Source organism: Streptomyces cacaoi, from assembly GCF_006539165.1.
GTDB lineage: Bacteria > Actinomycetota > Actinomycetes > Streptomycetales > Streptomycetaceae > Streptomyces > Streptomyces cacaoi.
The window spans coordinates 84,841-107,190 of record NZ_BJMM01000018.1 but is presented as its reverse complement, the minus strand read 5'-3'; the positions used below and the strand labels follow the sequence as shown (position 1 = coordinate 107,190).

Annotated in this window: 25 protein-coding genes; 12 read left to right on the top strand and 13 right to left on the bottom strand. The window is 73.6% G+C overall.

Features of this window, described 5'->3' with window-relative positions:
* Window positions 1-36: 36 nt before the first annotated feature.
* On the bottom strand, window positions 37-909 hold the full coding sequence (locus SCA03_RS18200; protein ID WP_158102241.1) for an SMI1/KNR4 family protein: 873 nt from the start codon (window positions 907-909) through the stop codon (window positions 37-39).
* 299 nt (window positions 910-1,208) lie between these two features.
* Between SCA03_RS18200 and SCA03_RS18195 the strand changes: the two genes are divergently transcribed.
* From SCA03_RS18195 to SCA03_RS18170, 6 genes are all read left to right on the top strand, one after another.
* Window positions 1,209-1,865: a TerB family tellurite resistance protein gene (locus SCA03_RS18195; RefSeq protein ID WP_086814240.1), complete on the top strand. Its 657-nt coding sequence runs from the start codon at window positions 1,209-1,211 to the stop codon at window positions 1,863-1,865.
* Between the two features lie 675 nt (window positions 1,866-2,540).
* Window positions 2,541-3,929: a GH1 family beta-glucosidase gene (locus SCA03_RS18190; RefSeq protein WP_086814241.1), complete on the top strand. Its 1,389-nt coding sequence runs from the start codon at window positions 2,541-2,543 to the stop codon at window positions 3,927-3,929.
* The gene (locus tag SCA03_RS18185) at window positions 3,926-5,200 is read left to right on the top strand and encodes an MFS transporter (protein WP_212767157.1); all 1,275 of its coding nucleotides are present in this window, start codon (window positions 3,926-3,928) and stop codon (window positions 5,198-5,200) included. The genes SCA03_RS18190 and SCA03_RS18185 overlap by 4 nt, the downstream gene beginning before the upstream one ends.
* A gap of 151 nt (window positions 5,201-5,351) precedes the next feature.
* Complete coding sequence (locus SCA03_RS18180) at window positions 5,352-5,984, top strand: nitroreductase family protein (RefSeq protein WP_078873277.1); 633 nt, start codon at window positions 5,352-5,354, stop codon at window positions 5,982-5,984.
* 230 nt (window positions 5,985-6,214) lie between these two features.
* Window positions 6,215-6,973, top strand: coding sequence for a DNA repair protein RecO (recO, locus tag SCA03_RS18175; protein WP_030882242.1), 759 nt, complete (start codon window positions 6,215-6,217; stop codon window positions 6,971-6,973).
* 49 nt (window positions 6,974-7,022) lie between these two features.
* Window positions 7,023-7,859 (top strand): isoprenyl transferase, encoded by an 837-nt coding sequence (locus SCA03_RS18170; protein WP_030882245.1) that lies wholly within the window; start codon window positions 7,023-7,025, stop codon window positions 7,857-7,859.
* 100 nt (window positions 7,860-7,959) lie between these two features.
* Here the strand turns inward: SCA03_RS18170 and SCA03_RS18165 are convergent, their stop codons facing one another.
* From SCA03_RS18165 to SCA03_RS35140, 3 genes are all read right to left on the bottom strand, one after another.
* Complete coding sequence (locus SCA03_RS18165) at window positions 7,960-8,202, bottom strand: hypothetical protein (protein ID WP_086818078.1); 243 nt, start codon at window positions 8,200-8,202, stop codon at window positions 7,960-7,962.
* A gap of 415 nt (window positions 8,203-8,617) precedes the next feature.
* On the bottom strand, window positions 8,618-9,037 hold the full coding sequence (locus SCA03_RS18160; protein WP_086818077.1) for a hypothetical protein: 420 nt from the start codon (window positions 9,035-9,037) through the stop codon (window positions 8,618-8,620).
* Window positions 9,038-9,039: 2 nt separating this feature from the next.
* Entirely contained in the window at window positions 9,040-9,201 is a 162-nt protein-coding gene (locus SCA03_RS35140; protein WP_030882253.1) for a hypothetical protein, read from the bottom strand.
* 115 nt (window positions 9,202-9,316) lie between these two features.
* Here SCA03_RS35140 and SCA03_RS18155 point away from each other — a divergent pair, with 115 nt between their 5' ends.
* The gene (locus SCA03_RS18155) at window positions 9,317-10,000 is read left to right on the top strand and encodes a TetR family transcriptional regulator (RefSeq protein ID WP_051846699.1); all 684 of its coding nucleotides are present in this window, start codon (window positions 9,317-9,319) and stop codon (window positions 9,998-10,000) included.
* A 30-nt stretch (window positions 10,001-10,030) separates the two neighbouring features.
* On the opposite strand, the gene SCA03_RS18150 is transcribed toward SCA03_RS18155, so the two are convergent.
* The gene (locus tag SCA03_RS18150) at window positions 10,031-10,777 is read right to left on the bottom strand and encodes an ABC transporter permease (protein ID WP_030892712.1); all 747 of its coding nucleotides are present in this window, start codon (window positions 10,775-10,777) and stop codon (window positions 10,031-10,033) included.
* Window positions 10,770-11,723 (bottom strand): ATP-binding cassette domain-containing protein, encoded by a 954-nt coding sequence (locus tag SCA03_RS18145; protein WP_086816545.1) that lies wholly within the window; start codon window positions 11,721-11,723, stop codon window positions 10,770-10,772. The genes SCA03_RS18150 and SCA03_RS18145 overlap by 8 nt, the downstream gene beginning before the upstream one ends.
* 282 nt (window positions 11,724-12,005) lie before the next feature.
* On the opposite strand from SCA03_RS18145, the gene SCA03_RS18140 reads away from it, so the two are divergent.
* Complete coding sequence (locus tag SCA03_RS18140) at window positions 12,006-12,785, top strand: TetR/AcrR family transcriptional regulator (RefSeq protein WP_030882265.1); 780 nt, start codon at window positions 12,006-12,008, stop codon at window positions 12,783-12,785.
* Window positions 12,786-12,863: 78 nt separating this feature from the next.
* On the opposite strand, the gene SCA03_RS18135 is transcribed toward SCA03_RS18140, so the two are convergent.
* From SCA03_RS18135 to SCA03_RS18120, 4 genes are all read right to left on the bottom strand, one after another.
* Window positions 12,864-13,277, bottom strand: coding sequence for a Fur family transcriptional regulator (locus tag SCA03_RS18135; protein ID WP_030882267.1), 414 nt, complete (start codon window positions 13,275-13,277; stop codon window positions 12,864-12,866).
* A gap of 85 nt (window positions 13,278-13,362) precedes the next feature.
* On the bottom strand, window positions 13,363-14,262 hold the full coding sequence (locus tag SCA03_RS18130) for a metal ABC transporter permease (RefSeq protein WP_086816547.1): 900 nt from the start codon (window positions 14,260-14,262) through the stop codon (window positions 13,363-13,365).
* Complete coding sequence (locus SCA03_RS18125; RefSeq protein ID WP_051846700.1) at window positions 14,259-15,101, bottom strand: metal ABC transporter ATP-binding protein; 843 nt, start codon at window positions 15,099-15,101, stop codon at window positions 14,259-14,261. The genes SCA03_RS18130 and SCA03_RS18125 overlap by 4 nt, the downstream gene beginning before the upstream one ends.
* 115 nt (window positions 15,102-15,216) lie before the next feature.
* On the bottom strand, window positions 15,217-16,242 hold the full coding sequence (locus tag SCA03_RS18120; RefSeq protein ID WP_086816549.1) for a metal ABC transporter substrate-binding protein: 1,026 nt from the start codon (window positions 16,240-16,242) through the stop codon (window positions 15,217-15,219).
* A 230-nt stretch (window positions 16,243-16,472) separates the two neighbouring features.
* On the opposite strand from SCA03_RS18120, the gene SCA03_RS18115 reads away from it, so the two are divergent.
* On the top strand, window positions 16,473-17,855 hold the full coding sequence (locus SCA03_RS18115; protein ID WP_030882277.1) for a glycine--tRNA ligase: 1,383 nt from the start codon (window positions 16,473-16,475) through the stop codon (window positions 17,853-17,855).
* Window positions 17,856-17,986: 131 nt separating this feature from the next.
* Here the strand turns inward: SCA03_RS18115 and SCA03_RS18110 are convergent, their stop codons facing one another.
* Both SCA03_RS18110 and SCA03_RS18105 read right to left on the bottom strand, forming a co-directional pair.
* The gene (locus SCA03_RS18110) at window positions 17,987-18,745 is read right to left on the bottom strand and encodes an SAM-dependent methyltransferase (protein WP_086816551.1); all 759 of its coding nucleotides are present in this window, start codon (window positions 18,743-18,745) and stop codon (window positions 17,987-17,989) included.
* A 63-nt stretch (window positions 18,746-18,808) separates the two neighbouring features.
* The gene (locus SCA03_RS18105) at window positions 18,809-19,207 is read right to left on the bottom strand and encodes an ArsR/SmtB family transcription factor (protein WP_086816552.1); all 399 of its coding nucleotides are present in this window, start codon (window positions 19,205-19,207) and stop codon (window positions 18,809-18,811) included.
* 184 nt (window positions 19,208-19,391) lie between these two features.
* On the opposite strand from SCA03_RS18105, the gene SCA03_RS18100 reads away from it, so the two are divergent.
* The 3 genes from SCA03_RS18100 to SCA03_RS18090 all read left to right on the top strand — a co-directional run bounded on the left by SCA03_RS18100 (window position 19,392) and on the right by SCA03_RS18090 (window position 21,881).
* A complete protein-coding gene (locus SCA03_RS18100; RefSeq protein ID WP_086816554.1) occupies window positions 19,392-20,492 on the top strand; it encodes an NADH:flavin oxidoreductase/NADH oxidase in 1,101 nt (366 codons plus the stop codon).
* Window positions 20,493-20,583: 91 nt separating this feature from the next.
* Window positions 20,584-20,925: a PadR family transcriptional regulator gene (locus SCA03_RS18095; RefSeq protein WP_030882288.1), complete on the top strand. Its 342-nt coding sequence runs from the start codon at window positions 20,584-20,586 to the stop codon at window positions 20,923-20,925.
* Window positions 20,922-21,881: a hypothetical protein gene (locus SCA03_RS18090; protein ID WP_030882291.1), complete on the top strand. Its 960-nt coding sequence runs from the start codon at window positions 20,922-20,924 to the stop codon at window positions 21,879-21,881. Before SCA03_RS18095 ends, SCA03_RS18090 begins: the two co-directional genes overlap by 4 nt.
* 210 nt (window positions 21,882-22,091) lie before the next feature.
* On the opposite strand, the gene SCA03_RS18085 is transcribed toward SCA03_RS18090, so the two are convergent.
* Window positions 22,092-22,337, bottom strand: coding sequence for a hypothetical protein (locus SCA03_RS18085; protein ID WP_030892736.1), 246 nt, complete (start codon window positions 22,335-22,337; stop codon window positions 22,092-22,094).
* Window positions 22,338-22,350 lie beyond the last annotated feature (13 nt).

Genomic DNA, 22,350 nt, shown 5'->3' with positions numbered 1-22,350 from the left:
GCCCGGGCCCGGCCCGGGCGGCGGACCCGCGGCCGCTCAGCCCTTCGCGGCCGTGCCCGTTCCGCTCCCGCCGCCGGCGAACTCCGGCCACTCCGTGGCCCGGTCCAGGGAGAGCCCGGATTCGACGGAGCAGCCCATCGCGCCCACGGCGGCGAGCAGTTCGGTACGCACCCGCTCCTCCTCGGCGGGCGGATAGGTGATCCGTATCTGATGGCCGTAGGCCGTCTCGTAGGTGATCTCCCACAGCGAGGGCGTGGCGGCGAAGTGGTCCTGGCGGGCGCCGTCCGGGTTCGCCCAGCCGCCGCGCAGCTGCACCGGGGCCAGCCGCTCGCGCAGGAGGCGCAGCCGCTCCGCGTAGGGCAGCGGGCCCTCGGTGAGCCGCAGACAGACGTGCACCCGCTCACGCAGGGGCGTGAACCAGGGGCCGTCGAACTCCTCGCAGTTCTCGGCGGCCTCCGCCACCCGGCGCTCCAGCAGCCGGGCCAGCAGCTCCGGCGCCCCGCAGCCGGCGGGGGTGAACTCCCCGTCGCGCTGCTGCCAGTGGACGGTCTCCCAGTCGTCTGGCTCGCCCTCGGTGATCCAGCACAGGGCGCCCCCGGCGGAGTCGCCGCCCCAGACCACCAGCCCGCCGGGCTCGGGATGCAGCGGATACGGCACCTCCTCGGGCCACTGCTCGCGCATATCGCTCCAGCCGGCCAGCAGCCCCAGGTTGATCTCGGCCATGTGGTGCGGCGAGTACATGTACAGGTCGTCGCAGAAGACGCCGTCGCCGTAGCGCCGTACCGTCCGGGTGAAGTCGGTGGGCAGCGCGAGGCCTAGCTGCCGCTCCGTACGGCTCCAGTCGGCGTCGGCGCCGACGGGGGAGGCGGGCGGGGGCACCAGGGCGAGCAGCCGGTCGAGTCCCGTCATGCGCCGCACCCTACGGCCCCCCACCGACAACGCACGGCCGGGGAACGGCCGTTCGGCGGGGCCGGACGGGCCCGGTCGGGCGCGCACGGGGTGCTGACGGCACGGGGGCACTGTGGTTAACATCACGTCACCTCTTCCCGTACCGATTCCAGTACCGACGAGCAACTCCCGGCGCGCGAGCCGTGACTGCGCGTGTGCCGGGCGAGTCCGACGAGCCCCCCGAACCGGCCCGGTCACCTCCGGCAGCCGTTCGGTGACCCTTTCGGCGATGGAGCCGAATCCCAGGGAGGTGCGAGGTCATGCGCCAACGACCCGTCCGAGTACGCCTCGCAGGGGTCCGCACGAGCTGGCGCACCCTCGACGACGGCGACTTCTTCTGCCCGGACTGCGGCGGCGACCGCCGCTACCGCAGGCGCGCCGGACGACGCCGGTTCGTCCTGCTCGGGCTGCCGCTGCTGCCGCGCGGCGCGGCCGGCCCCATCGTCGAATGCGTCGGCTGCCGTGCGCACTTCGCTGCCGAGGTGCTCGACCAGCCGACGACGACGCGGCTGACGGCCATGCTGCGGGAAGCCGCGCACAGCGTGGTGCTGGCGGTGCTGGCCGCGGGCGGCACCGAGTCGCGCGCGGTGCGGGAGGCCGCCGTCGAGGCGGTGCGCGCCGCCGGGTTCCCGGCCTGCACCCAGGAGGAGCTCGTGACGATGGTGGCCGCGCTCACCTCCGAGGAGCAGGGCCGCATCCCGCTGGAGATCGAGCTGCACGAGGCCCTGGCGCCGCTCGCCCCGCATCTGGCGGTGTCCGGGCGCGAGAGCCTGCTGCTCCAGGGTGCACGGGTGGCGCTGGCGGACGCGGCGTACTGCGCGGCCGAGCGGGAGGTGCTGGCCGCCGTGGGCCGTGCGCTGCGGATCGAGGCGGACGAGGTGGACCGCCTCCTGGCAGAGGCCGGCACCGTCTCCTGAACGAGCGCCCGACCCGGCCTCTCTTGGGCGTGCGCCTGCGCGCCGCCTCCCGAACGCGCGCCGGACACGGCCTCTCCCGAACGCATACCGGGCGCGGCCTCTCGTGAGTGCGCGCCTGCACGGCCTCTCCTGAACGTGTGCCTGCGTGGCCTCTTCCCAACGCGCACCGGGCACGGCATCTCCCGGGCGCGCACCGGGTGCGGCTTTTCCTGGGCGCGCGCCTACGCGGCGCCCCCTGAGCGCGCACCGGGCACGGCGTCTCCCGAATGCACACCGGGCGCGGCGTCTCCCGGGCGTGCACCGGGCCCGCTCTCTGGGGCGCCCCCCTGCACGGCGTCTCCTGAACGAGCGCCGACACGGCCTCCCTTGAGTGTGCGCCTGCCCGGCGCCCCCTGAGCGCGTGCCCCGCACGGCATATCCCGAGCGCGCACCGGGTGCGGCCTCATGCGAACGCGCACCGGCACGGCCTGCCGCATCCGCGCCGGACCGTCGCTCCGCCCGCGCACGGCGGTGCCCTCTCCGGAACGACCGGCCCGCACCGTCTCCCTGGACACACGCCGTCACCGTCTCCCGGCGCACGCGCCTCCCGCCCGGCTCCCCGGCGGCCGGTGACTCCAACTCCACGCCTGTGCACAGGTATTGACACCGTGTTCAACCCGCTGGTGGGCTCCGCCCATGACGAGTCCGACAGCGTTGTCAGCTCTGCCGGGTCTGCCGCGGTTCCCCGCGGACTTCCTCTGGGGCGTCTCGACGTCCGCCTTCCAGATCGAGGGGGCGACCGATGCCGACGGACGCGGCCCCTGCGCCTGGGACGCGTTCACCGCCGAGCCGGGCCGTGTCAAGGACGGCTCCGACGCCGCGGTCGCGGCCGGCCACTACGACCGCTGGCGCGAGGACGTCGAACTGCTGCGCAGGCTGGGCGTCGGCGCCTACCGCTTCTCCGTGTCCTGGCCCCGCGTCCTGCCCACCGGTTCGGGCGCGGTGAACGGGCCCGGGCTCGACTTCTACGACCGGCTCGTGGACGCCCTGTGCGAGGCCGGCGTCGAGCCCGTGCCCACGCTCTTCCACTGGGACACCCCGCTCCCGCTGGAGGAGGCGGGCGGCTGGCTGGTGCGGGACACCGCCGAGCGGTTCGCCGACCACGCCGACGCGGTCGCCGCCCGGCTCGGCGACCGCGTCACCCACTGGATCACCCTCAACGAGCCCGCCGAACTCACCCTCCTCGGCTACGGGATCGGCGAGCACGCCCCCGGCCGGAGCCTGCTGTTCGACGCGCTGCCCGCGGCGCACCACCAGCTGCTCGGGCACGGCCTCGCCGTCCGCGCGCTGCGGGCACACGGCGCACGCTCGATCGGGATCGCCAACTCGCACGGCCCCACCTGGCCGGCCTCCGAGCGGCCGGAGGACGTCGCGGCGGCCGAGCTGTACGACACGCTCACCAACCGGATGTTCGCCGAGCCGCTGCTGCTGGGCCGCTACCCGGACGAGGGACTGGCCGCCGCGCTGCCCGGGCCCGTCGCCGACGATCTGGAGACCATCGCGCAGCCGCTGGACTGGTACGGCGTCAACTACTACCAGCCCACCCTCGTCGGCGCGCCCGGACCGCGGGGTGCGCCCGGGGAGTTCGCCGGTGTCGGGCTGCCGGGCGAACTGCCCTTCGCGCCGCGGGAGATACCCGGCCGGCCGCGCACCGGCTTCGGCTGGGCCGTCGTCCCCGAGGGGCTCTCCGAGACGCTGCGCACGCTCCGCGACCGGTACGGGGACCGGCTGCCGCCCCTCGTCGTCACGGAGAACGGCTGCGCCTACCCGGAGCCCGTCCGCGACGCCGAGCGCATCGCCTTCCACGACGCCCATCTGCGCGAGCTGCACGCCGCGCTCCGTGACGGCGTCGACGTACGCGGCTACTTCGTCTGGTCGCTGCTGGACAACTTCGAGTGGGCCGAGGGGTACCGGCAGCGTTTCGGCCTCGTCCACGTCGACTTCGCGACGCTGCGGCGCACCCCGAAGGACTCCTTCCGGTGGCTGGCCGGGGTCCTGCGGCAGCAGCGCGGCGGCACCCGTTGACCGACCGGGGCACGGGCACGCCCGGCCCCGGCGTGGCCGGCGACCCGTTCGCCGAGCCCGTCGTGCCGGTCGCCCGCCGCTGGACGGCCGCGCTGTCCCTGGCCAACGGCGCGGTGTGGGTGGGCTGGTACGGCCCGCTCCAGGTGCTGCTCGCGCTCCAGGCGGCCGAGCTGGCACCGGACGGCTGGGCCAAGGAGTCGGTGCTGGCGTGGGTGACCGGCATCGGCGCGGCCGTCTCGCTCGTCGCCAACCCGCTGTTCGGCGCCGTCTCGGACCGCACCACCTCCCGGTACGGGCGCCGTGTGCCGTGGGTGGTGGCCGGTGTGCTGGGCGGCGCGGCCGGGCTGCTCGTGCTGGCGCTGGCACGCGGGGTGACGGGCATGATCCTCGGCTGGTGCCTGGTGCAGCTCGCCCTCAACGCCACCTATGCCGCCGTGGTCGCCGCCGTACCCGACCGGGTGCCCAGCGCCCAGCGCGGCACCGTCGGCGGCTGGCTCGGTGTCTCGCAGACGCTCGGCGTCGTCCTGGGCACCGGGCTGGCCATGGCGGCGGGCGGCACCCGCGCCGGATACGCGGCCTGCGCCGTGTTCACCGTGCTCGCCGCCGTCCCCTACGTCCTCCTGCGCCAGGACACCCCGCTGCCCGCCGCGCTCCGTCCGCCGTTCACCTGGCGGGAGTTCACCCGCGGCTTCTGGCTCGACCCGCGTGTGCACCGGGACTTCGGCTGGGCCTGGCTGACCCGCTTCCTGATCAACCTCGGCAACGCGCTCGCCCTGCTGTACCTCCTGTACTACCTGCGGGACGAGCTGCACGTGCCGCGGCCCGCGGACGGGGTGCTCGTGCTGACGGCCCTCAACGCGGCGCTGCTGCTGGCGACCGTGCTCGTCGGCGGCGTCTGGTCCGACCGTGCGGGCCGCCGCAAGCCCTTCGTCGTCGGAGCCGGGGTGATCATGGCCGTGGCCTCGGCGCTGCTGGCCTGCTGGCAGAGCTGGACGGGCGCGCTGGTGGCCGCGGCCCTGCTCGGCGTCGGCTTCGGCGTGTTCACCTCCGTGGACTTCGCACTCATGGCCGACGTCCTGCCGGCGGCGGCCCACCGGGGCAAGGACCTCGGCGTCATCAACATCGCCAACTCCCTTCCCCAGGTGGCCGCTCCGGCGCTGGCGGCCCCGCTGGTCGCCCACCTCGGCGGCTACCCGGTGCTGTATCTGGTCTCCGCCGCCGTGGGGCTGGCCGGGGCGCTGCTGGTGGTGCGGATCCGGGGCGTGGCGTGAGGCGGTCCGGGTCCGCCCCGTGCGGCGGGCCCCCGGGCCGGGCATGAGACCATCGGGCCGACCAGGGGTGCCGTGGGCGTACCCGCGCGGACGGCCGTGTGCCGCGGACGCGCGGCCCGGGCACCCGGCAGCGCAGGCCGAGGACCCCGTGATGGATGTGACACCCCGCTCCGCCGTGCCGGCGCTGCTGTCGCTGAGGGCGACCCGCTGGTTCACCCAGGACCCGGTCACGGAGGACGAGCTGCACCCGGTGCTGGAGGCCGGACGCTGGACGGGCTCGGCCCGCAACCGGCAGCCCTGGCGGTTCGTCGTGGTGCGCGACCGCACCGTGCGCCGGCAGCTCGCGGAACTGGGCTCCTACGCCGGGCACCTCGCCACGGCCCCGCTGGTGATCGCGCTCGGTGTCGACGAGGAAGCAGGCGGTGAGGACGCCCAGTTCGACGCGGGCCGGGCCGCGCAGAACATGATGCTCGCCGCCCATTTCCAGGGGCTGGGCAGCTGCCCCGCGTCGTTCTTCCCCGCCGCGAACGCCGACCGGGCGGGCCGGCTGTGCGCGCTGACGCCTCCGTGGCGGGTGCGCACCGCGCTCTCCCTCGGCCACCCGGCCCCGGCGCCGCCCGGCAGATCCGCGATCCCCACCGGCCGCCTGCCGCTGGCCGAACTCGTCACGGAGATCCCGGACGGCGCCCGCACCGCGCACCCGGCGACGGACCCGGAGCCGGACGGGCCGGACGGGCGGGGCGTGCGCGAGAAGCGGAACGAGGCGGACGGGCTGTCGCGCTGACGGGCGCCCCGGCGGTGCGCGGACCCGGCGGCCCGCATCCCCGGTATCCCCGGCACCCCCGCACCACCCCCGTCCGTCCCGTCCCCGCCGTACGCGACAATCGACGGCATGACCCGCTGCCGACGCCCCCGCCGCGCCGACGGTCCCGCCCCGCGGCCGTCCGTCCCGCGGCTGTTCCCGCCCGGAGGGTGCGCCGTGTGCGCCTGGCCGCGGTGCCCGGCGGTGGTCGTGTGACCCTCTTCCGTGACGACGGCATCGTGCTGCGCACCCAGAAGCTGGGCGAGGCGGACCGGATCGTCAGCCTGCTCACGCGCGGTCACGGGCGGGTGCGTGCGGTGGCGCGCGGGGTGCGGCGGACGAAGTCGAAGTTCGGGGCGCGGCTGGAGCCGTTCAGCCATGTCGACGTGCAATTCTTCGCCCGTGGAAGCGAGTTGGTGGGCCGCGGCCTGCCGCTGTGCACCCAGACGGAGACGATCGCCGCGTACGGCCGCACGATCGTCACCGACTACGACCGGTACACGGCCGGTACGGCGATGCTGGAGACGGCGGAACGGTTCACCGACCACGAGGGCGAGCCGAACGTGCAGCAGTATCTGCTGCTGGTGGGCGGGCTGCGGACCCTCGCCGCGGGGGAGCACGCACCGGGCCTGGTGCTGGACGCCTTTCTGCTGCGGTCCCTGGCGATGGGCGGCTACGCGCCCAGCTTCGCCGACTGCGCCAAGTGCGGGCTGCCGGGCCCCAACCGCTTCTTCTCGGTGGCCTCCGGCGGGGTGGTCTGCGGCGACTGCCGGGTGCCGGGCAGCGTCGTGCCGTCCCCGGAAGCCCTGCGCCTGCTGGGCGCGCTGCTGACGGGGGACTGGCCGACGGCGGACGCCGCCGAGCCCCGGCACTGCCGGGAGGGCTCCGGCCTGGTCTCGGCGTATCTGCACTGGCATCTGGAGCGGGGGCTGCGCTCCCTGCGGTACGTGCGGCAGACGCCGAGCGGTTAGGCTCGGCCGGGTCGTCGAGTCCCTGTACGCCCGTGGAGATGAGAAGCGAATGGCCCGCCGCGGAATGCTGTCCTGGTCGCAGCAGCGCGAGTACGTGACGCCCGAGCCGCACCCCTCGGGGGCCCGGCCGCCGAAGATCCCCGGCGAACTGGTGCCGGACCATGTGGCGGTCGTCATGGACGGCAACGGCCGCTGGGCCAAGCAGCGCGGGCTGCCCCGCACCGAGGGGCACAAGGTCGGCGAGGGCGTCGTCCTGGACGTCCTCAAGGGCTGCCTGGAGATGGGGATCAAGAACCTGTCGCTGTACGCGTTCTCCACCGAGAACTGGAAGCGCTCCCCTGAGGAGGTCCGCTTCCTGATGAACTTCAACCGGGACGTGATCCGGCGCCGCCGTGACGAGATGGACGCGCTCGGTATCCGGATCCGGTGGGTGGGCCGGATGCCGAAGCTGTGGAAGTCGGTCGTCCAGGAGCTCCAGGTCGCCCAGGAGCAGACGAAGAACAACGACGCGATGACGCTGTACTTCTGCGTCAACTACGGGGGCCGGGCCGAGATCGCGGACGCGGCGCGGTCCGTCGCCGAGGCGGTGGCCGCCGGCCGGCTGGACCCGTCGAAGGTGACGGAGAAGACGCTGGCCAAGCACCTCTACTACCCGGACATGCCGGATGTGGACCTGTTCCTGCGCCCGTCCGGCGAGCAGCGCACCTCCAACTACCTGATCTGGCAGAGCGCCTACGCCGAGATGGTCTACCAGGACGTCCTGTGGCCGGACTTCGACCGCCGCGACCTGTGGGCGGCCTGCCTGGAGTACGCCCGCCGCGACCGCCGCTTCGGCGGTGCGCAGGATCCCCAGCAGGCGGACGGGCAGCAGACGGGCGCCCCGTAGGCGGATGCCCGGCGGACGGGCGCCCAGCAGAGGGGTGCCCGGCGGGCGGGGTGGGCCGGACCGGCCGCGGGTGCCGGCCGGTCCGGGGCGCGGCGCCGCCTCAGTCCTGCCACCGCGTGCAGGTCACGGTGCCTTCCAGCGTCGCGTTGCCGAGCTTCGTGTCCGCGAAGGTGATGCCGTCCTTCTCGACGCTCACCCCGGTCGGGGCGGACGACTTGTACGGACGGCCATGGCCGAGCTCGACCATCGCGAACTCGCCGGGAACGACCTTGACGAGGGGCGTCCGGTGGTTCGTCTTGCCGAGGAGATGCCGCAGTTCGCCGGGCTCTCCGGAGCAGTACACATCGGTGGGCGCGATCGCCGTCGAGAGCGGCCGGGGTCTTCGTATCGGCCCGTTTCCCGCACCGAAAGGGCCGAAGTGAACCGCGCGGGCCGTTGAGCACGGCCTTCGTGCTCAACGGCGGTCGGGAATCCGTCTCCCGGGAGAAAAGCGGTGTGGCCGCGCGGTACGCCCGGTGTGCAGGCGTGAGTACGTGTTTCCGGCCCTTCCGTGCCAACGGGTCGCGTGCGCCGAAGTATTGCGCGGCGCGTTTCCCTTTCTCTCCGGGAAATCGGCTCGTGCCCCGGCCGGTGAACCTCGTTTCATCCGGCACGCATCGACGGAGTGCTGTTCTTCCCCTCATTTCCGGGGAGTTGACAGGCCGACAGGTATGCACGCGGCGCAATCGTCGGCGGGAGGCACCGCGCCGCGGATGCCCCTAGCCGATGTTCCACACGACGCTGCCGTCGGCCGTCAGGACCGTCGCCAGGACGACCAGGTCGGCGGCGCCCAGCGCGGTGCCGAGCAGGGCCCTGCCGCGCCGCCCGGTGCGCCTCGCCAGTGCGAGCCCGCCGAGGACCAGTGCGCAGGGCCCGAGTACGAGATTGAAGACGAGCAGCCCCACGAGTCCCAGGACGAACGAGGCGACCGCCATGTCGTCGGCGGTGCGCGTGGCGGGCGCGGCCGTGGCCCGGGGGCCGTCCGCTGTGCGGGGAGCCTCCGCGGCGGTGGGCCCGTCCGCCGAGGCGGAAGCGGATGCGCCGACGGCGGGTCCGGCGGGCCGGGGTGCGGACTCGGGGGCGGTTCCGGCCTCCGGTGCGGGGGCCGTGCGGTCATGGGTGGGTGTCGCGGTACGCACGCTCAACTCCTCTGCCGGTGACGGCGGGTGTACTCGCGGACGGTGAAGATCAGCAGCCAGGCGGCGATGACGGCCCCGGCCGCGGCGGTCGCGGCCGGCGGCAGATGGGCCGCGGGGCCGACGAGGACGCCCAGCAGCAGGAACGCGGCGACAAGGAAGAGCATCGGGTACCCCCCTTTCCTTCTCTCGCTCGACTCAGTGAACAACTGTGGTGACAACTGTTCACTGAGTTCAGCGTACCCCTTGCACGGCTGAGCACACAACTGTTAACTGAGTCCCATGAGTACGACCCCCGCCCCCGGGTCCGGCAGCGCCGCCGCACCCCCGGCCGCCTCCCAGCGCGAGGCGCAGAAGGCCAGGACCCGCCGCGCCCTGCTGGACGCCGCGCTGGACCTGCTGGAACACCAGAGCCTCAGCAGCCTCGGGCTGCGCGAGATCACCCGCGCGGTCGGCGTCTCCCCGGCGGCCTTCTACCGGCACTTCCGGGACGTCGCCGATCTCGGTGTCGCACTGGTCGACGAGGCCCTCGACGGCCTGCGGATCGTGATCCGTGCGGGGCTGGCCGAGCGGTCGACGGACGAGGAGCGGATCGACCACGCGGTCGAGGCCATAGCGGACCACGTCCGCGCACACCCCGGACACGTCCGCTTCCTCGTCCGGGAGCGGCACGGCGGCGTCGCCCCGGTACGCCGCGCGATCGGCGCCCAGCTCGACCGGTTCGCCGAGGAGGTCGCCCATGTCCTCGCGCAGGACGCGGAGTCCGAGGGCTGGAGCCCGGAGGATCTGCGGATGCTCGCGGAGATCTATGTCGACCACATGGTCATGACGGCCTCGTCCTTTCTCCAGGCCGCCCAGGGCGAGGGGCCCGAGGAGGCGGCCGTGGCCCGCACCGCGCGCCGCCAGCTGCGCCTCGTCAGCCTCGGCCGCCGCCACTGGACGACGGCCGGGGAGCGCGACGGCTGACACCCGCGGGCGGGCCGCCCCGGCGCCGGCTCAGGCCACCCGGCGCCGGAAGAGCCAGGCGCACAGCGGCAGCGCCACCGCCAGCACCCCCAGGCACCACAGCAGGGCCGTCCAGGGGGCGTCGCCGTACGGCCGGTCGAGCAGCAGTGCGCGGACGGACTCGATCACCGGGGTGACGGGCTGGTTCCGTGCGAAGCCGTGCAGCCAGTCCGGCATCGTCTCCACGGGGACGAACGCGCTGCTGGGGTAGGGCAGGAAGAGCACGAAGAAGGTGAACCCGCCTGCCGCCTCGGGGGACTTGGCCAGCAGCCCGGCCGCCGCGCCCAGCCAGGAGAGCGCGCACAGATACAGCAGCAGGATGCCGCCGGCGGCGAGCCAGCCGCCCGCTCCGGCGCCGGGCCGGAACCCGATCGCGAGGGCGACGGCCAGCACGATCACGGTGGAGACGAGGTTGCGCACCACGCTGGCCAGCACGTGCCCGGTCAGCACGGCGGTGCCGGGGGTGTTCATCGAGCGGAAGCGGTCGATGATGCCGCCGGTCATGTCGTCGCAGACCGTCGTCGCCGTCATCGAGGCGCCGTAGCCCGCGCACAGGATGAGCACACCCGGCGCGACATAGGTGACATAGGCGTCCGACGTGCCCTGGATCGCCCCGCCGAAGAAGTAGACGAACACGAGCATCAGCAGCACCGGCAGCACCAGCGCCATGAGCAGCGCGTCCGGGCTCCGCCGGGTCAGCCGGATCGCCCGGCCGGTCAGCACCGCGTACTCACCCATGGGTCAGCTCCAGGAAGACGTCGTCGAGGGTGGCTCCGTGCACCGCGAAGCGGGCGATCAGCTCGCCTGCCGGGTCCAGCTCGTCCAGCAGCGCACGGGCATGGCCGGCGCTGCCGTCCGTGGGGATGCCGAGCACCAGCTCAGCGGGCGCCCGGTGCACCGCGCGGGCGCCCAGCAGGACGTCCACCGCCTCGTACGCCGCCCGGGAGGCCAGCGTCAGATCCAGCCGCTCGACGGCGACCTTCCGCTTCAGCTCCGCCGGGCTGCCCTCGGCGATGATCCGGCCCCGGTCCAGCACCGCGACCGTGTCCGCCAGCCGGTCGGCCTCCTCCAGGTACTGGGTGGTGAGGAAGACGGTCGTGCCCGCGCCGGCGAGCGCGCCGACGGTCTCCCACATCGTGCGGCGGCTGCGCGGATCGAGCCCGGTCGTGGGCTCGTCCAGGAAGACCACCTCGGGATCCGTGGTGAGTCCGGCGGCGATGTCCAGCCGGCGCCGCATCCCGCCCGAGTAGGTGCCGACCCGGCGCCCGGCGGCGTCCGTCAGCGCGAACCGCTCCAGCAGCTCGTGTGCCCGCCGCCGTGCGGCCCGCGCGGGCAGCCCGCGCAGCCGGGCCATCATCCGCAGGTTCTCCTCGCCGGTCTGCTCCTCGTCGAGCGCCGCGTACTGCCCGGTGAGGCTGATGGCGCCGCGCACCGCCGCCCTGTCGCGGACCACATCACCGCCGGCGACGCGCGCCCGCCCCCCGTCCGGGCGCGTGAGCGTCGTCAGGATCCGCACGGTCGTCGTCTTGCCCGCCCCGTTCGGGCCGAGCAGGGCGAGGACCGCGCCGCGCCGTACCCGCAGATCGATCCCGCGGAGCACCCGGGTGCCGCCGTACGCCTTGGTCAGCCCGTGTGCCTCGATGGCCCAGCCGGTGGCCCGATCCGCTTGTCCAGGTGGAGACATGACGCGCCCACCCCCCTTTCCGTGTATGCCGTACGCACATCTGTGTATACCGTACACGTTACTGTCTATGCTATACACAGATCCCGTGGCGAAGGGAAGCCGTCCGCTTTCCGGGGGCCGGGGGAGCGGGCCGCCGGGGGCGTGAGACGGTGCGGTGGCGGCCGGGGCGCGGCGCGGGCACGGCGGGGGAAGCGGGAGCGGCCCGCGGCGGGACGGGCCGGGGCCCGGCAGGGCCCGGTGGGACGCGGCAGGCAGCGGTGGCAGCAGAGGAAAGGTGGCCGGATGGCGACGGAGGAACGGCCGGAAACCGGCCTCTCGGTGGGGATCGAGGCCGCCTGGGGCCTGCGGGAGCGGCCCGGCAGGGGGCCCGCACGCGGTCTGGACGTGCACCGGATCGTCGCGGCGGCGGTCGACGTCGCCGACCGGGAGGGGCTGCCCGCCGTCTCCATGAGCCGCGTCGCCTCCGAGGTCGGCGTGACCACCATGGCGCTCTACCGCTACATCTCCGGCAAGGACGACCTGCTGATCCTCATGCAGGACGCCGCCGTGGGCACCCCGCCGCCCGCGCCCGCGGCCGAGGAGCGCCGCGCGGGGCTCGAACGCTGGGCCCGCGCCTACTACGCCGCCCTGTGCGCACACCCCTGGTACGTCCGTATCCCGATCAGCTCCCCGCCGCTGTCACCCAACGACGTGGCCTGGATGGAACAGGGCCTCGCGCTGCTGCGCGACAGCGGCCTGGACGCCCAGGAGAAGCTGGCCGTGCTCGTCACCCTGAGCGGCTATGTGCGCAGCCGGCTCCAGCTCGGCGCGGACATCGAGGAGGCGACACGCGCCGGCGGCACCTGGCAGGACGTGGAGCGGCGCTACTGGCGTCTGCTGCGGTCCCTCACCGCGAACGGCCGGTTCCCCGCGCTGGAGGAACTGCTGGCCTCCGCCGGGCCCGAGCTGTACGCGGAGTCGTCCTCCCCGCCGGGCGAGGACCTCGATTTCGACATCGGCCTCGCGCTCCAACTGGACGGCGTCGAGGCCCTGGTGGCCCGCAAGGCCGCCGCGCGGGGCTGAGCCCACCCGTGCGAAAGCCCCGCCGGCCGCGGCGGGAACCGCGGGCGACGGGGCAGGGGACCGGGGCGGCCCGGGGCGTCAGCGGGCCGAGGCGCACTCCTGGCAGGTGCCGAAGATCTCGACGGTGTGGCCGACATCGACGAAGCCGTGCTCGGCGGCCACCGAGGCCGCCCACTTCTCGACGGCGGGGCCCTCGACCTCGACGGCCTTGCCGCACTTGCGGCACACCAGATGGTGGTGGTGGTCGTCGCTGCGGCAGCGCCGGTAGACGGCCTCGCCCTCGTCGGTGCGCAGGACGTCGACCTCCCCGGCGTCCGCCAGGGACTGAAGAGTGCGGTAGACGGTGGTCAGCCCGACCGAGTCGCCCCGGTGCTTGAGCATGTCGTGCAGTTCCTGTGCGCTGCGGAACTCCTCGACCTCGGCGAGAGCCGCCGAGACGGCGGCGCGCTGCCGGGTCGACCGGCCGCGTACCGGGGGACCTGCGGTGGTCACGCTCTGGCTCCTTACGTTCGTCGGCTCCGGGGAGTTGAAGCGTCTCCGTCGCCCCATTGTGCCAGGCGCAACCCCGGAGCGGTCATTACACCCTGGTGGGCCGGCCCTCCCTCTCCCGCCCCTCGTCGGCTCCCAGGGTGCCGTCTTCCCCCTGCGCCGCGACAGCCCTCGCCCTGCGCCGGGCCAGCGGCGCGGCGAGCGCCGTGACGACGATGAACAGCGCGATGGCCAGGATGACGATGCTGGCTCCGGGCGGCACATCCACGTAGTACGAGGTCGCCGTACCCGAAAGCGTGACGGCGACACCGAAGAGCACCGACAGCCCGAGCGTGGCCGCGAACCCCCGGGTGGCCTGCTGCGCGGCGGCCACCGGGATCACCATCAGCGCGCTGACCAGCAGCAGCCCCACCACCCGCATCGCGACGGTGACGGTGACCGCCGCCGTCACGGCCAGCAGCAGGTTCAGCAGCCGCACCGGCAGCCCCGTCACCCGTGCGAACTCCTCGTCCTGGCAGACCGCGAACAACTGCCGCCGCAGCCCCAGCGAGACGGCCAGCGCGAACACCGACAGTCCCACGATCGCCACGATGTCCGAGGACGAGACGGTCGTGATGGAGCCGAACAAGTAGGTGGTGAGGTTCGCGTTGGAGCCGTTGTTCGAGAGGTTGATGAGCATGACGCCGCCGGCCATGCCGCCGTAGAACAGCATCGCCAGCGCGATGTCGCCGCGCGCCTTGCCGTACCAGCGGATCAGCTCCATGGCGATCGCGCCCACCGAGGAGACGAGCACGGCCATCCACACCGGGTTGGTGCTCAGCAGGAAGCCGAGCGCGACGCCGGTCAGCGCCACATGGCCGATGCCGTCGCCCATGATCGCCTGACGGCGCTGGACGAGGTAGATGCCCACGGCGGGCGCGGCGATGCCCACCAGCAGCGCGGCGAGCAACGCCCGCTGCATGAACGCGAATTCCAGCATCTCGGTCATATGCGTGCCTTCGTCTCCGTGCCGCCGACCGAGAGTCCCTGCTCGATCGTCGGACCCGTGTGTTCCACCGGGACGCTGCCGTGCGGATGGCAGGCCAGGTCGTGCAGCCGGTCCGGGTTCTCCACGCGCTCCACCAGGCCGTCCCTGAGCACCACCGCCCGGTCGATCAGCGGGGCGAGCGGCCCGAGTTCGTGCAGCACCAGCAGCACCGAGGTGCCCTGCGCCACCTGGTCGCGCAGCGTCTGCGCCAGCACCTCCTGGCTGGCCACGTCCACCCCCGCCAACGGCTCGTCCATGATCAGCAGTTCGGGCGCTGCGGCCAGCGCCCGGGCGATGAGCACCCGCTGGTGCTGCCCGCCGGAGAGCGCCTCGACCGGGTCGCGGGCGCGGTCCGCCATGCCGACCAGCTCCAAGGCCTCGCGCACGGCGGTCTTGTCGGCGCTGCCGAGCGGACGGAACCGGCGCCGGGCCAGCCGGCCGGCGGAGACCACCTCGCGCACCGTCGCCGGCACCCCCGCGGCGGCGGTCGAGCGCTGCGGCACGTAGCCGATGCGCCGCCAGTCGCGGAACCGGGCCAGCGGGGTGCCGAACAGCTCCAGGGAGCCGCCGGTCAGCGGTACCTGGCCGAGCACGGCGCGGATCGTCGTCGACTTGCCGGAGCCGTTGGCGCCCAGCAGCGCCACCGTCTCACCGCGCTCCACGGTCAGATCGATACCGCGCAGTACCGGCCGGCCACCGAGCGCCGCCGTCGCCCCGCGCAGCGTGACGGGGGCCGCTGCCGTACCGTCGCCGTGCGGGAGGCCGCCGTCGGGGCCGGGGCCGTCGGTCTGTGCGCCCATGGGGGTCTCCGCCTTCCTCATCCGGCCGCTCGCGCCGCGGCCGCCTCGTCGCTCCCGGTGCTCACCGGGCTTCTCGTCGTCACCGCGCCACGCGGGGGCACTGCTCTTCCCGGTCTCACGCGCCGAGGGCGTTCTTGAGGGCCGTCAGGTTCTGGTGCATCACCGAGAAGTAGTCCTGCGTCTTGGGGTCCTTCACCGTCTCCAGCGGGCTGAGCACGCCGGTCTTCAGCCGGAGGTCCTTCGCGAGCGTCTTGGCCGTCTTGTCGCTCGCGTTGTCCTCGAAGAAGACGGTGTCGACGTCGTCCTGCTTCGCGATCCGGTGCAGATCCTTCATCCGCGCCGCGCTGGGCTCGGACTCGGGGTTGAGGCCGGCGACCGCCTCCTCGTGCAGGCCGTAGCGCTCCGCGAGGTAGCCGAACGCCGCGTGTGTGGTGATGAAGGTGTCCGACTCCTTCTTCGCCAGGCCCTTCTTGAACTCCTTGTCCAGCGAGGTCAGTCGCGAGACGAGCTTGGCGGTGTTCTTCTCGTAGTCGGCCCTGTGGTCGGGGTCGGTCTTCGCCAGTTCCTTGCCGACGCCCTTGGCGATCTGTGCGTACCGCACGGGATCCAGCCAAACGTGCGGATCCTTTCCGCCCATGTCGCCGTGATCGTGGCCTTCATGGCCGTGGTCGTGGTCGTGACCCTCGTCCCCGTGCTCGTGGCCCTCGTCCCCGTGCTCGTGCTCGTGGCCGCCGTGCTCCTCGCCGTGCACGTCGTTGCCGTGCTCCTCCAGCGAGGTGTAGGAGGTGGCCTCCGCGACGTGTTCGACGCCGGACTGGTCGACGGCCTCGTCGACGGCCGGCTGGAGTCCCTTGAGGTAGACCACCAGGTCGGACTCGCCCAGCTGCCCGGTCTGCTTGGGGCTCAGCTCCAGGTCGTGCGGCTCGACGCCCGGCTTGGTCAGGTTCTGCACCTCCACGTGCTCCCCGCCGATCTGCTCGGCGAGGTAGGCCAGGGGATAGAAGGAGGCGGACACGGAAACCTTTCCGCCCTCCGCCCCGGAGTCGTTGCCGCAGGCGGCGAGGGAGAGGGCGCCGAGCCCGAGTGCGGTGAGGGCGGCGCTGGTGCGTATGAGCCGGCGTGGGCGGAGACCGTTGTTCATGACACTCATTTTCACCGTAGATGGAAACGATTGTCAACTAAAGCATTGCGCAGTGTGATCGTCGCTCTCCGTAAGGGAGTTGGGGCATCCGGCCCACTCCGGACGCGCTCCGGGGACGGCCCGCCGACCCCCGGCCGATAGTCTCTGTGCGGGGCCCGAACCAATTTGCTCCAGGGCCCTGGACCCCAAGTAATCTGGGGTATTCCGTCGTCGTTAATGAAGAGAGCACCGTGGCCGCCGACAAGATCGACACCATCGTCAGCCTGAGCAAGCGCCGTGGCTTCGTCTATCCGTGCAGCGAGATCTACGGCGGTCAGCGGGCCGCCTGGGACTACGGTCCGCTGGGCGTGGAGCTCAAGGAGAACATCAAGCGTCAGTGGTGGCGCTCCATGGTCACCTCGCGCGACGACGTGGTCGGGATCGACTCGTCGGTGATCCTGGCCCCCGAGGTCTGGGAGGCATCCGGCCATGTCTCCACCTTCACCGATCCGCTCACCGAGTGCACCTCGTGCCACAAGCGGTTCCGCGCCGACCACCTGGTCGAGGCGTACGAGGCCAAGCACGGCCGCGAGCCCGAGGGCGGCCTGGCCGACATCAACTGCCCGCACTGCGGCAACAAGGGCGCGTTCACCGAGCCCAAGCAGTTCTCCGGGCTGCTGGCCACCCACCTCGGCCCGACCCAGGACTCCGGCTCCGTCGCCTACCTGCGTCCCGAGACGGCCCAGGGCATCTTCACCAACTTCGCCGCCGTCCAGCAGACCGCGCGCAAGAAGCCCCCGTTCGGCATCGCGCAGACGGGCAAGTCCTTCCGCAACGAGATCACGCCGGGCAACTTCATCTTCCGTACCCGTGAGTTCGAGCAGATGGAGATGGAGTTCTTCGTCAAGCCGGGCGAGGACGAGGAGTGGCACCAGTACTGGATGGACCAGCGCTGGGCCTGGTACCGGGACCTCGGTATCCGCGAGGAGAACATCCGCTGGTACGAGCACCCGAAGGAGAAGCTCTCCCACTACTCGAAGCGCACCGCCGACATCGAGTACCGCTTCAACTTCGGCGGCACCGAGTTCTCCGAGCTGGAGGGCGTCGCCAACCGCACCGACTTCGACCTCACCGCGCACTCCAAGGCGTCCGGCCAGGACCTCTCCTACTTCGACCAGGAGGCCGGGGAGCGCTGGGTGCCCTACGTCATCGAGCCGGCGGCCGGTGTGAACCGCGCGATGCTCGCCTTCATGCTCGACGCCTACATCGAGGACGAGGCGCCCAACGCCAAGGGCAAGATGGAGAAGCGGGTCGTCATGCGGCTCGACCCGCGGCTGTCCCCGGTCAAGGTCGCCGTGCTGCCGCTGTCCCGCAACGAGCGGCTCTCGCCCAAGGCCCGCGGCCTCGCCGAGACGCTGCGCCGGCACTGGAACATCGAGTTCGACGACGCGGGCGCCATCGGCCGCCGCTACCGCCGCCAGGACGAGATCGGCACGCCGTACTGCGTCACCGTCGACTTCGACACCCTCGACGACAACGCGGTGACCGTGCGTGAGCGCGACACGATGAAGCAGGAGCGCGTCTCCCTCGACCAGATCGAGGGGTACCTCGCGAGCCGCCTCATCGGCTGCTGAGCGGCCCGAGCAGCAGTTCCGAGCCCGCGGAGGGCCCGGTCCCGGATCCCGGGGCCGGGCCCTCCGTCTGTCCGGGCCCGTTCACCGCACTGACCGTGCCCGTCGCAGCCGCGGTGTCCGCCGTGCCCGACTCACTCCGCCGTGCGGCGCAGCACGAAGCAGGCGAAGCCGAAGCTGTCCCGGTACTCGCGCAGCCAGCCCTCCCGGTGTGCGGCCGCGGCACGCAGCGCCTCGGGGCTGTCGGGGTGCGCGGGGTGGTCCAGGGCCCAGCGGGTGAGGGAGCCCGTCCAGCACCACTCGTAGTCGTCCAGTTCGTGCCGGGTGCTCAGATGGGCGTGGACCGGGGCCCAGCCCTGCCCGGTGATCCGCTCGACGGTGCCGGCCAGATCCTCGTACGCGCCGAGCAACTCCCGTGCGGCCGCGCTCGGTTCACGCTCCCAGTAGGCGTCGCCCACCAGCACCGTGCCGCCCGGCGCCAGGACGCGGCGGCACGCGTCGAGCACGGGCAGCAGTCCGCCGAACGCGTGCGAGGCCGCCACGCACAGCACCGTGTCGTAGCCCGGCCCGTCCCCGGCGTCGGCGAGCGCGGCGGCCTCGGTGTCCGCGGCGCCGCGGCGCAGTGTCAGCCGGTGTGCCGTCCCGGCCGCCTCGGCGGCGGCCCGGGCCCGCTCCAGCGCCTCCTCGGACACGTCGACGCCCTCGGCGACGAGCCCCGGCACCAGCTCCAACGCCCGCAGCAGCCAGGTCCCTTGGCCGCAGCCCAGGTCGAGCACGCGCCCGCCCGTGGCCGGCAGGGCGTGCCGCAGCAGTCGTTCGACGGAGTCGTCGCCCAGCGGTGCGGCGACGGGATGATCGGCGTGGGCGAGCAGCGAGCGGGTGCGGGGATCCATCCGCCCAGCATCACAGCCAGGACGGGCCCGTGCACCCGGGTTCCGCCCCGCCGGAGCCCCGGTTCAGCCGGAGCGTTCCGTGCGCTCCTCGTCGGCGGGGCGCCGTTCGACGGCCGTCAGCACGGCGTCGAGAAGGCCGGGGAAGAGGGCGTCCAGGTCGGCCCGGCGCAGGCAGTTGCGCTTGGCGGTGCCGCGGTAGCACTGGTTGATCACGCCGGCCTCGCGCAGCACCCGGAAGTGGTGGGTGGCGGTCGACGGGGAGACCGGGAGCGGCACCTGGGAGCAGGTGGCGCCGGCGAGCGCTCCGTCCCCGCCCTCCGGGGCGTCCAGCTCGCCGTAGGCGCTCAGGGTGTGCACGATGCGCAGCCGCATGGGGTCGGCGAGGGCGTGCAGCACCGTCTCCAGGCGGATCTCCGCCCGTGCGGGATGCGGGAGTTCACGGACAGTGGTCGTCGTCGGCACGCAGCCATACTACGGCAGTCATCGAAATTTGACAGCCTTCGTAGTACGACGGTTACCGTAATGGCCGGACTTCCTGCCCGGCCCGTCGTGAGCCCCCGCACGGGCGGCCCCGCGCCCCGGCCGGCACGGACGACGGACGGCGGAGCCGCGACCCGGCCCGCACCCCCACGGATTGGAGAGCGCCGTGAGCGCACTGTTCGAGCCCCTCGCCCTGCGGTCGGTGACCGTGCCCAACCGGGTCTGGATGGCCCCGATGTGCCAGTACTCCGCCGCGCCCGACGGGCCCGACCAGGGCGTCCCCACCGACTGGCACCTCACCCACCTCGGCTCCCGCGCCGCCGGCGGCACCGGGCTCGTCCTGACCGAGGCGACCGCCGTACGCCCCGACGGCCGCATCAGCCCGTGGGACCTGGGCCTGTGGAACGACCGCCAGCAGGAGGCGTTCGCGCGCATCAACCGCTTCCTGACCGAGCAGGGCACCGTTCCCGGCATCCAGATCGCCCACGCCGGGCGCAAGGCGTCGACGGAGCGCACGTGGGTGGACCGCGGCGCCCCCATCGCGCCGGGTGAGGGCCACGGCTGGCAGCCGGTCGGCCCGAGCCCGCTCGCCTTCGACGCCGCGCACGCGGCGCCGCAGGAGCTGACCAAGGACGAGATCCGCACCCTCGTCGGCCAGTTCGCCGAAACGGCGCGCCGCGCCCACGAGGCCGGCTTCCGCGTCGTCGAGGTGCACGGCGCGCACGGCTACCTGATCAACGAGTTCCTCTCGCCGTTCACCAACCGCCGCACCGACGAGTACGGCGGCGACCACGAGGGCCGCACCCGCTTCGCCCTGGAGGTCGTCGACGCGGTCCGCGCCGTCTGGCCCGAGGAACTCCCCCTGTTCTTCCGTATCTCCGCCACCGACTGGCTCTCGGAGAACCCCGAGGACGAGCGGGAGGGCTGGACCGGCGACGACACCGTCCGGTTCGCCAAGGAGCTGCACGCCCGCGGCGTCGACCTGCTCGACACCTCCACCGGCGGCAACGCGCCCGACGCCCGTATCGAGGCCGGGCCGAACTACCAGGTGCCGTTCGCCGAGCGGGTGCGCAGCGAGACGGGCATGCCCGTCGGCGCCGTCGGCCTCATCACCGAGCCGCAGCAGGCCGAGGAGATCGTCGCCTCCGGCCGGGCCGACGCCGTCCTCCTCGGCCGGGAACTCCTGCGCCGCCCGTACTGGGCCAACGAGGCGGCCCAGGCCCTGTCCGCCGCACCGCGCACGCCCATCCAGTACCACCGGGCCTGACGCGGGTCCGCGCCCGCGGGTCCGCTCGCGGGCGCGGCCGACGGCGGCCGGAGCGGTAGGCATATATCGCACGCCGATATATGCTCGCTCCATGACGCGAAAGAATCCGTCCCTGACGGAGCCGCAGTACTTCATCCTCGCCGCGCTCCTGGACGGACCGCTGCACGGCTACGGCATCATCAAGGCCGCCGAACAGGCCACCGAAGGGCGGCTGCGGATCGCCGTCGGCACGCTCTACGGCGCGCTGGAGCGGCTGGAGCGGGCCGGGCTGGTGGCCGCCGGACACGAGGAGATCGTGGCCGGGCGGGCGCGGCGCTACTACCGGCTCACCGAGGACGGCGGCGCGGCCCTCCACCGGGAGGCGCAGCGCATGCAGCAGGCGGCGGCCGTCGTCATCGGCCCCGCGCGGAACGCCGGGGCGGCCCCCGCATGAACCGTCTGCTGCTCGCGGCCTACCCCGAGCCCTACCGCTCCCGGCACGGCGACGAACTGCTGGCCTGCCTGGCCGAGGCGTACCCCGGCCGCTCCTGGCCCCCGCCCCGGGAGATCGCCGCCCTGGTACGCGCCGGGGTGCAGGCCCGCGCCCGCGCCGTCGTCGACGACACCTCCCGGCCGTGGTGGCTGGACGGCATCCAGCTGACCGCCCTCGTCCTGGCCGCGCTGGCGCTGATGCCGTATCTCCAGGACGTCTGGCACTGGGCCCTGCACATCGACCCCGGCCGGGAGGCGATCGCCTTCCGCTTCTCCGGCTGGTTCCCGTGGGCGGAGGGTGCGAACACCCGCACGCGGCTCCTGCCCTACGGGCTGCTCCCGCTGATCTGCCTGACGGCCCTGCTGCGCGGCAGGCCGTGGATCGCGCTGCCCGCCGCCGCGGCGATGGTCTGGGCCGGTGCCACGTACACCAGCACGACGCTCTTCGGCGACGAGGGGATGGCCGGCCTGGGCTACTACGGGCTGGGCGCCCCGCTGACGGCCCGCGATCCGGCGCTGTCGGGGACGCTGTGCGCCGCCTGCGCCGTGCTCGCGGTCCGCGGGCGGGGGCGGCTGCGGCGCCACTCGTACCGCTGGCTGCTCCCCGTCGTGCTCGCCCTGTTCGTGGCCGGGGCCCTGCACACCACCGCCATCAGCCCGGTCTTCCAGCGCGGTCTGTTCGTCGTCGAGGTCGCCGCGCTGCTCGCCGCCTGGGTGGCGACGGCCGCCACCGGCGACCACCGCTGGCTGCTTCCCGTCGCGGCGTTCGCGGCCATCCGCACCCGCGCGATCGTCGCCCGGCCGGAGGGGTTCATCCAGTCGCTGCCGGACCTGGTCGTCCTCCTCCTGCTGATCGCCCCCCTCCCGGCCCTGGCGATCGCAGCCCGGCACCGACGGAGCCGGACCCTCCTCGAATAGCGGCGCTCCCGGTCGGCTCCGGCGCGCTCGGGAGCGAGTCGGGAGGGGCGGGAGCGAGGACCCCGGGCCGGGGTCGCCCCGGCGCGCTCGGGAGCGAGGAGCCGGCCGGGGCGGTATGCCTCCGTGCGGCGCGCCGGCCCGGCGCCGCTCCACGGAGGACCGCCACGGCGACGGGCGACCCCGCCGTCCGCCGTCCGGCATCCGCCGGCCTCACCCCTGGCGCTGCCACCGCTCCCGCACGAACGGGAACGCCACCCCGTACCCGAGCAGCACGACCCCGCCGGCGACCCCCGCCCACAGCGCACGGTCGCCGTACCCGGCCCCCCAGGTGCGCGCGGCCGCGTAGGCGGCGATCGCCGCCACCGCGGCGAGCAGCACCGCGGCCCACACGAAGCGCCGGAGACTCCGCACCCGACTGGGCAGCAACTCCAGCAGCAACTCCGCCAGCATCATCATGCGTTGCACCCTA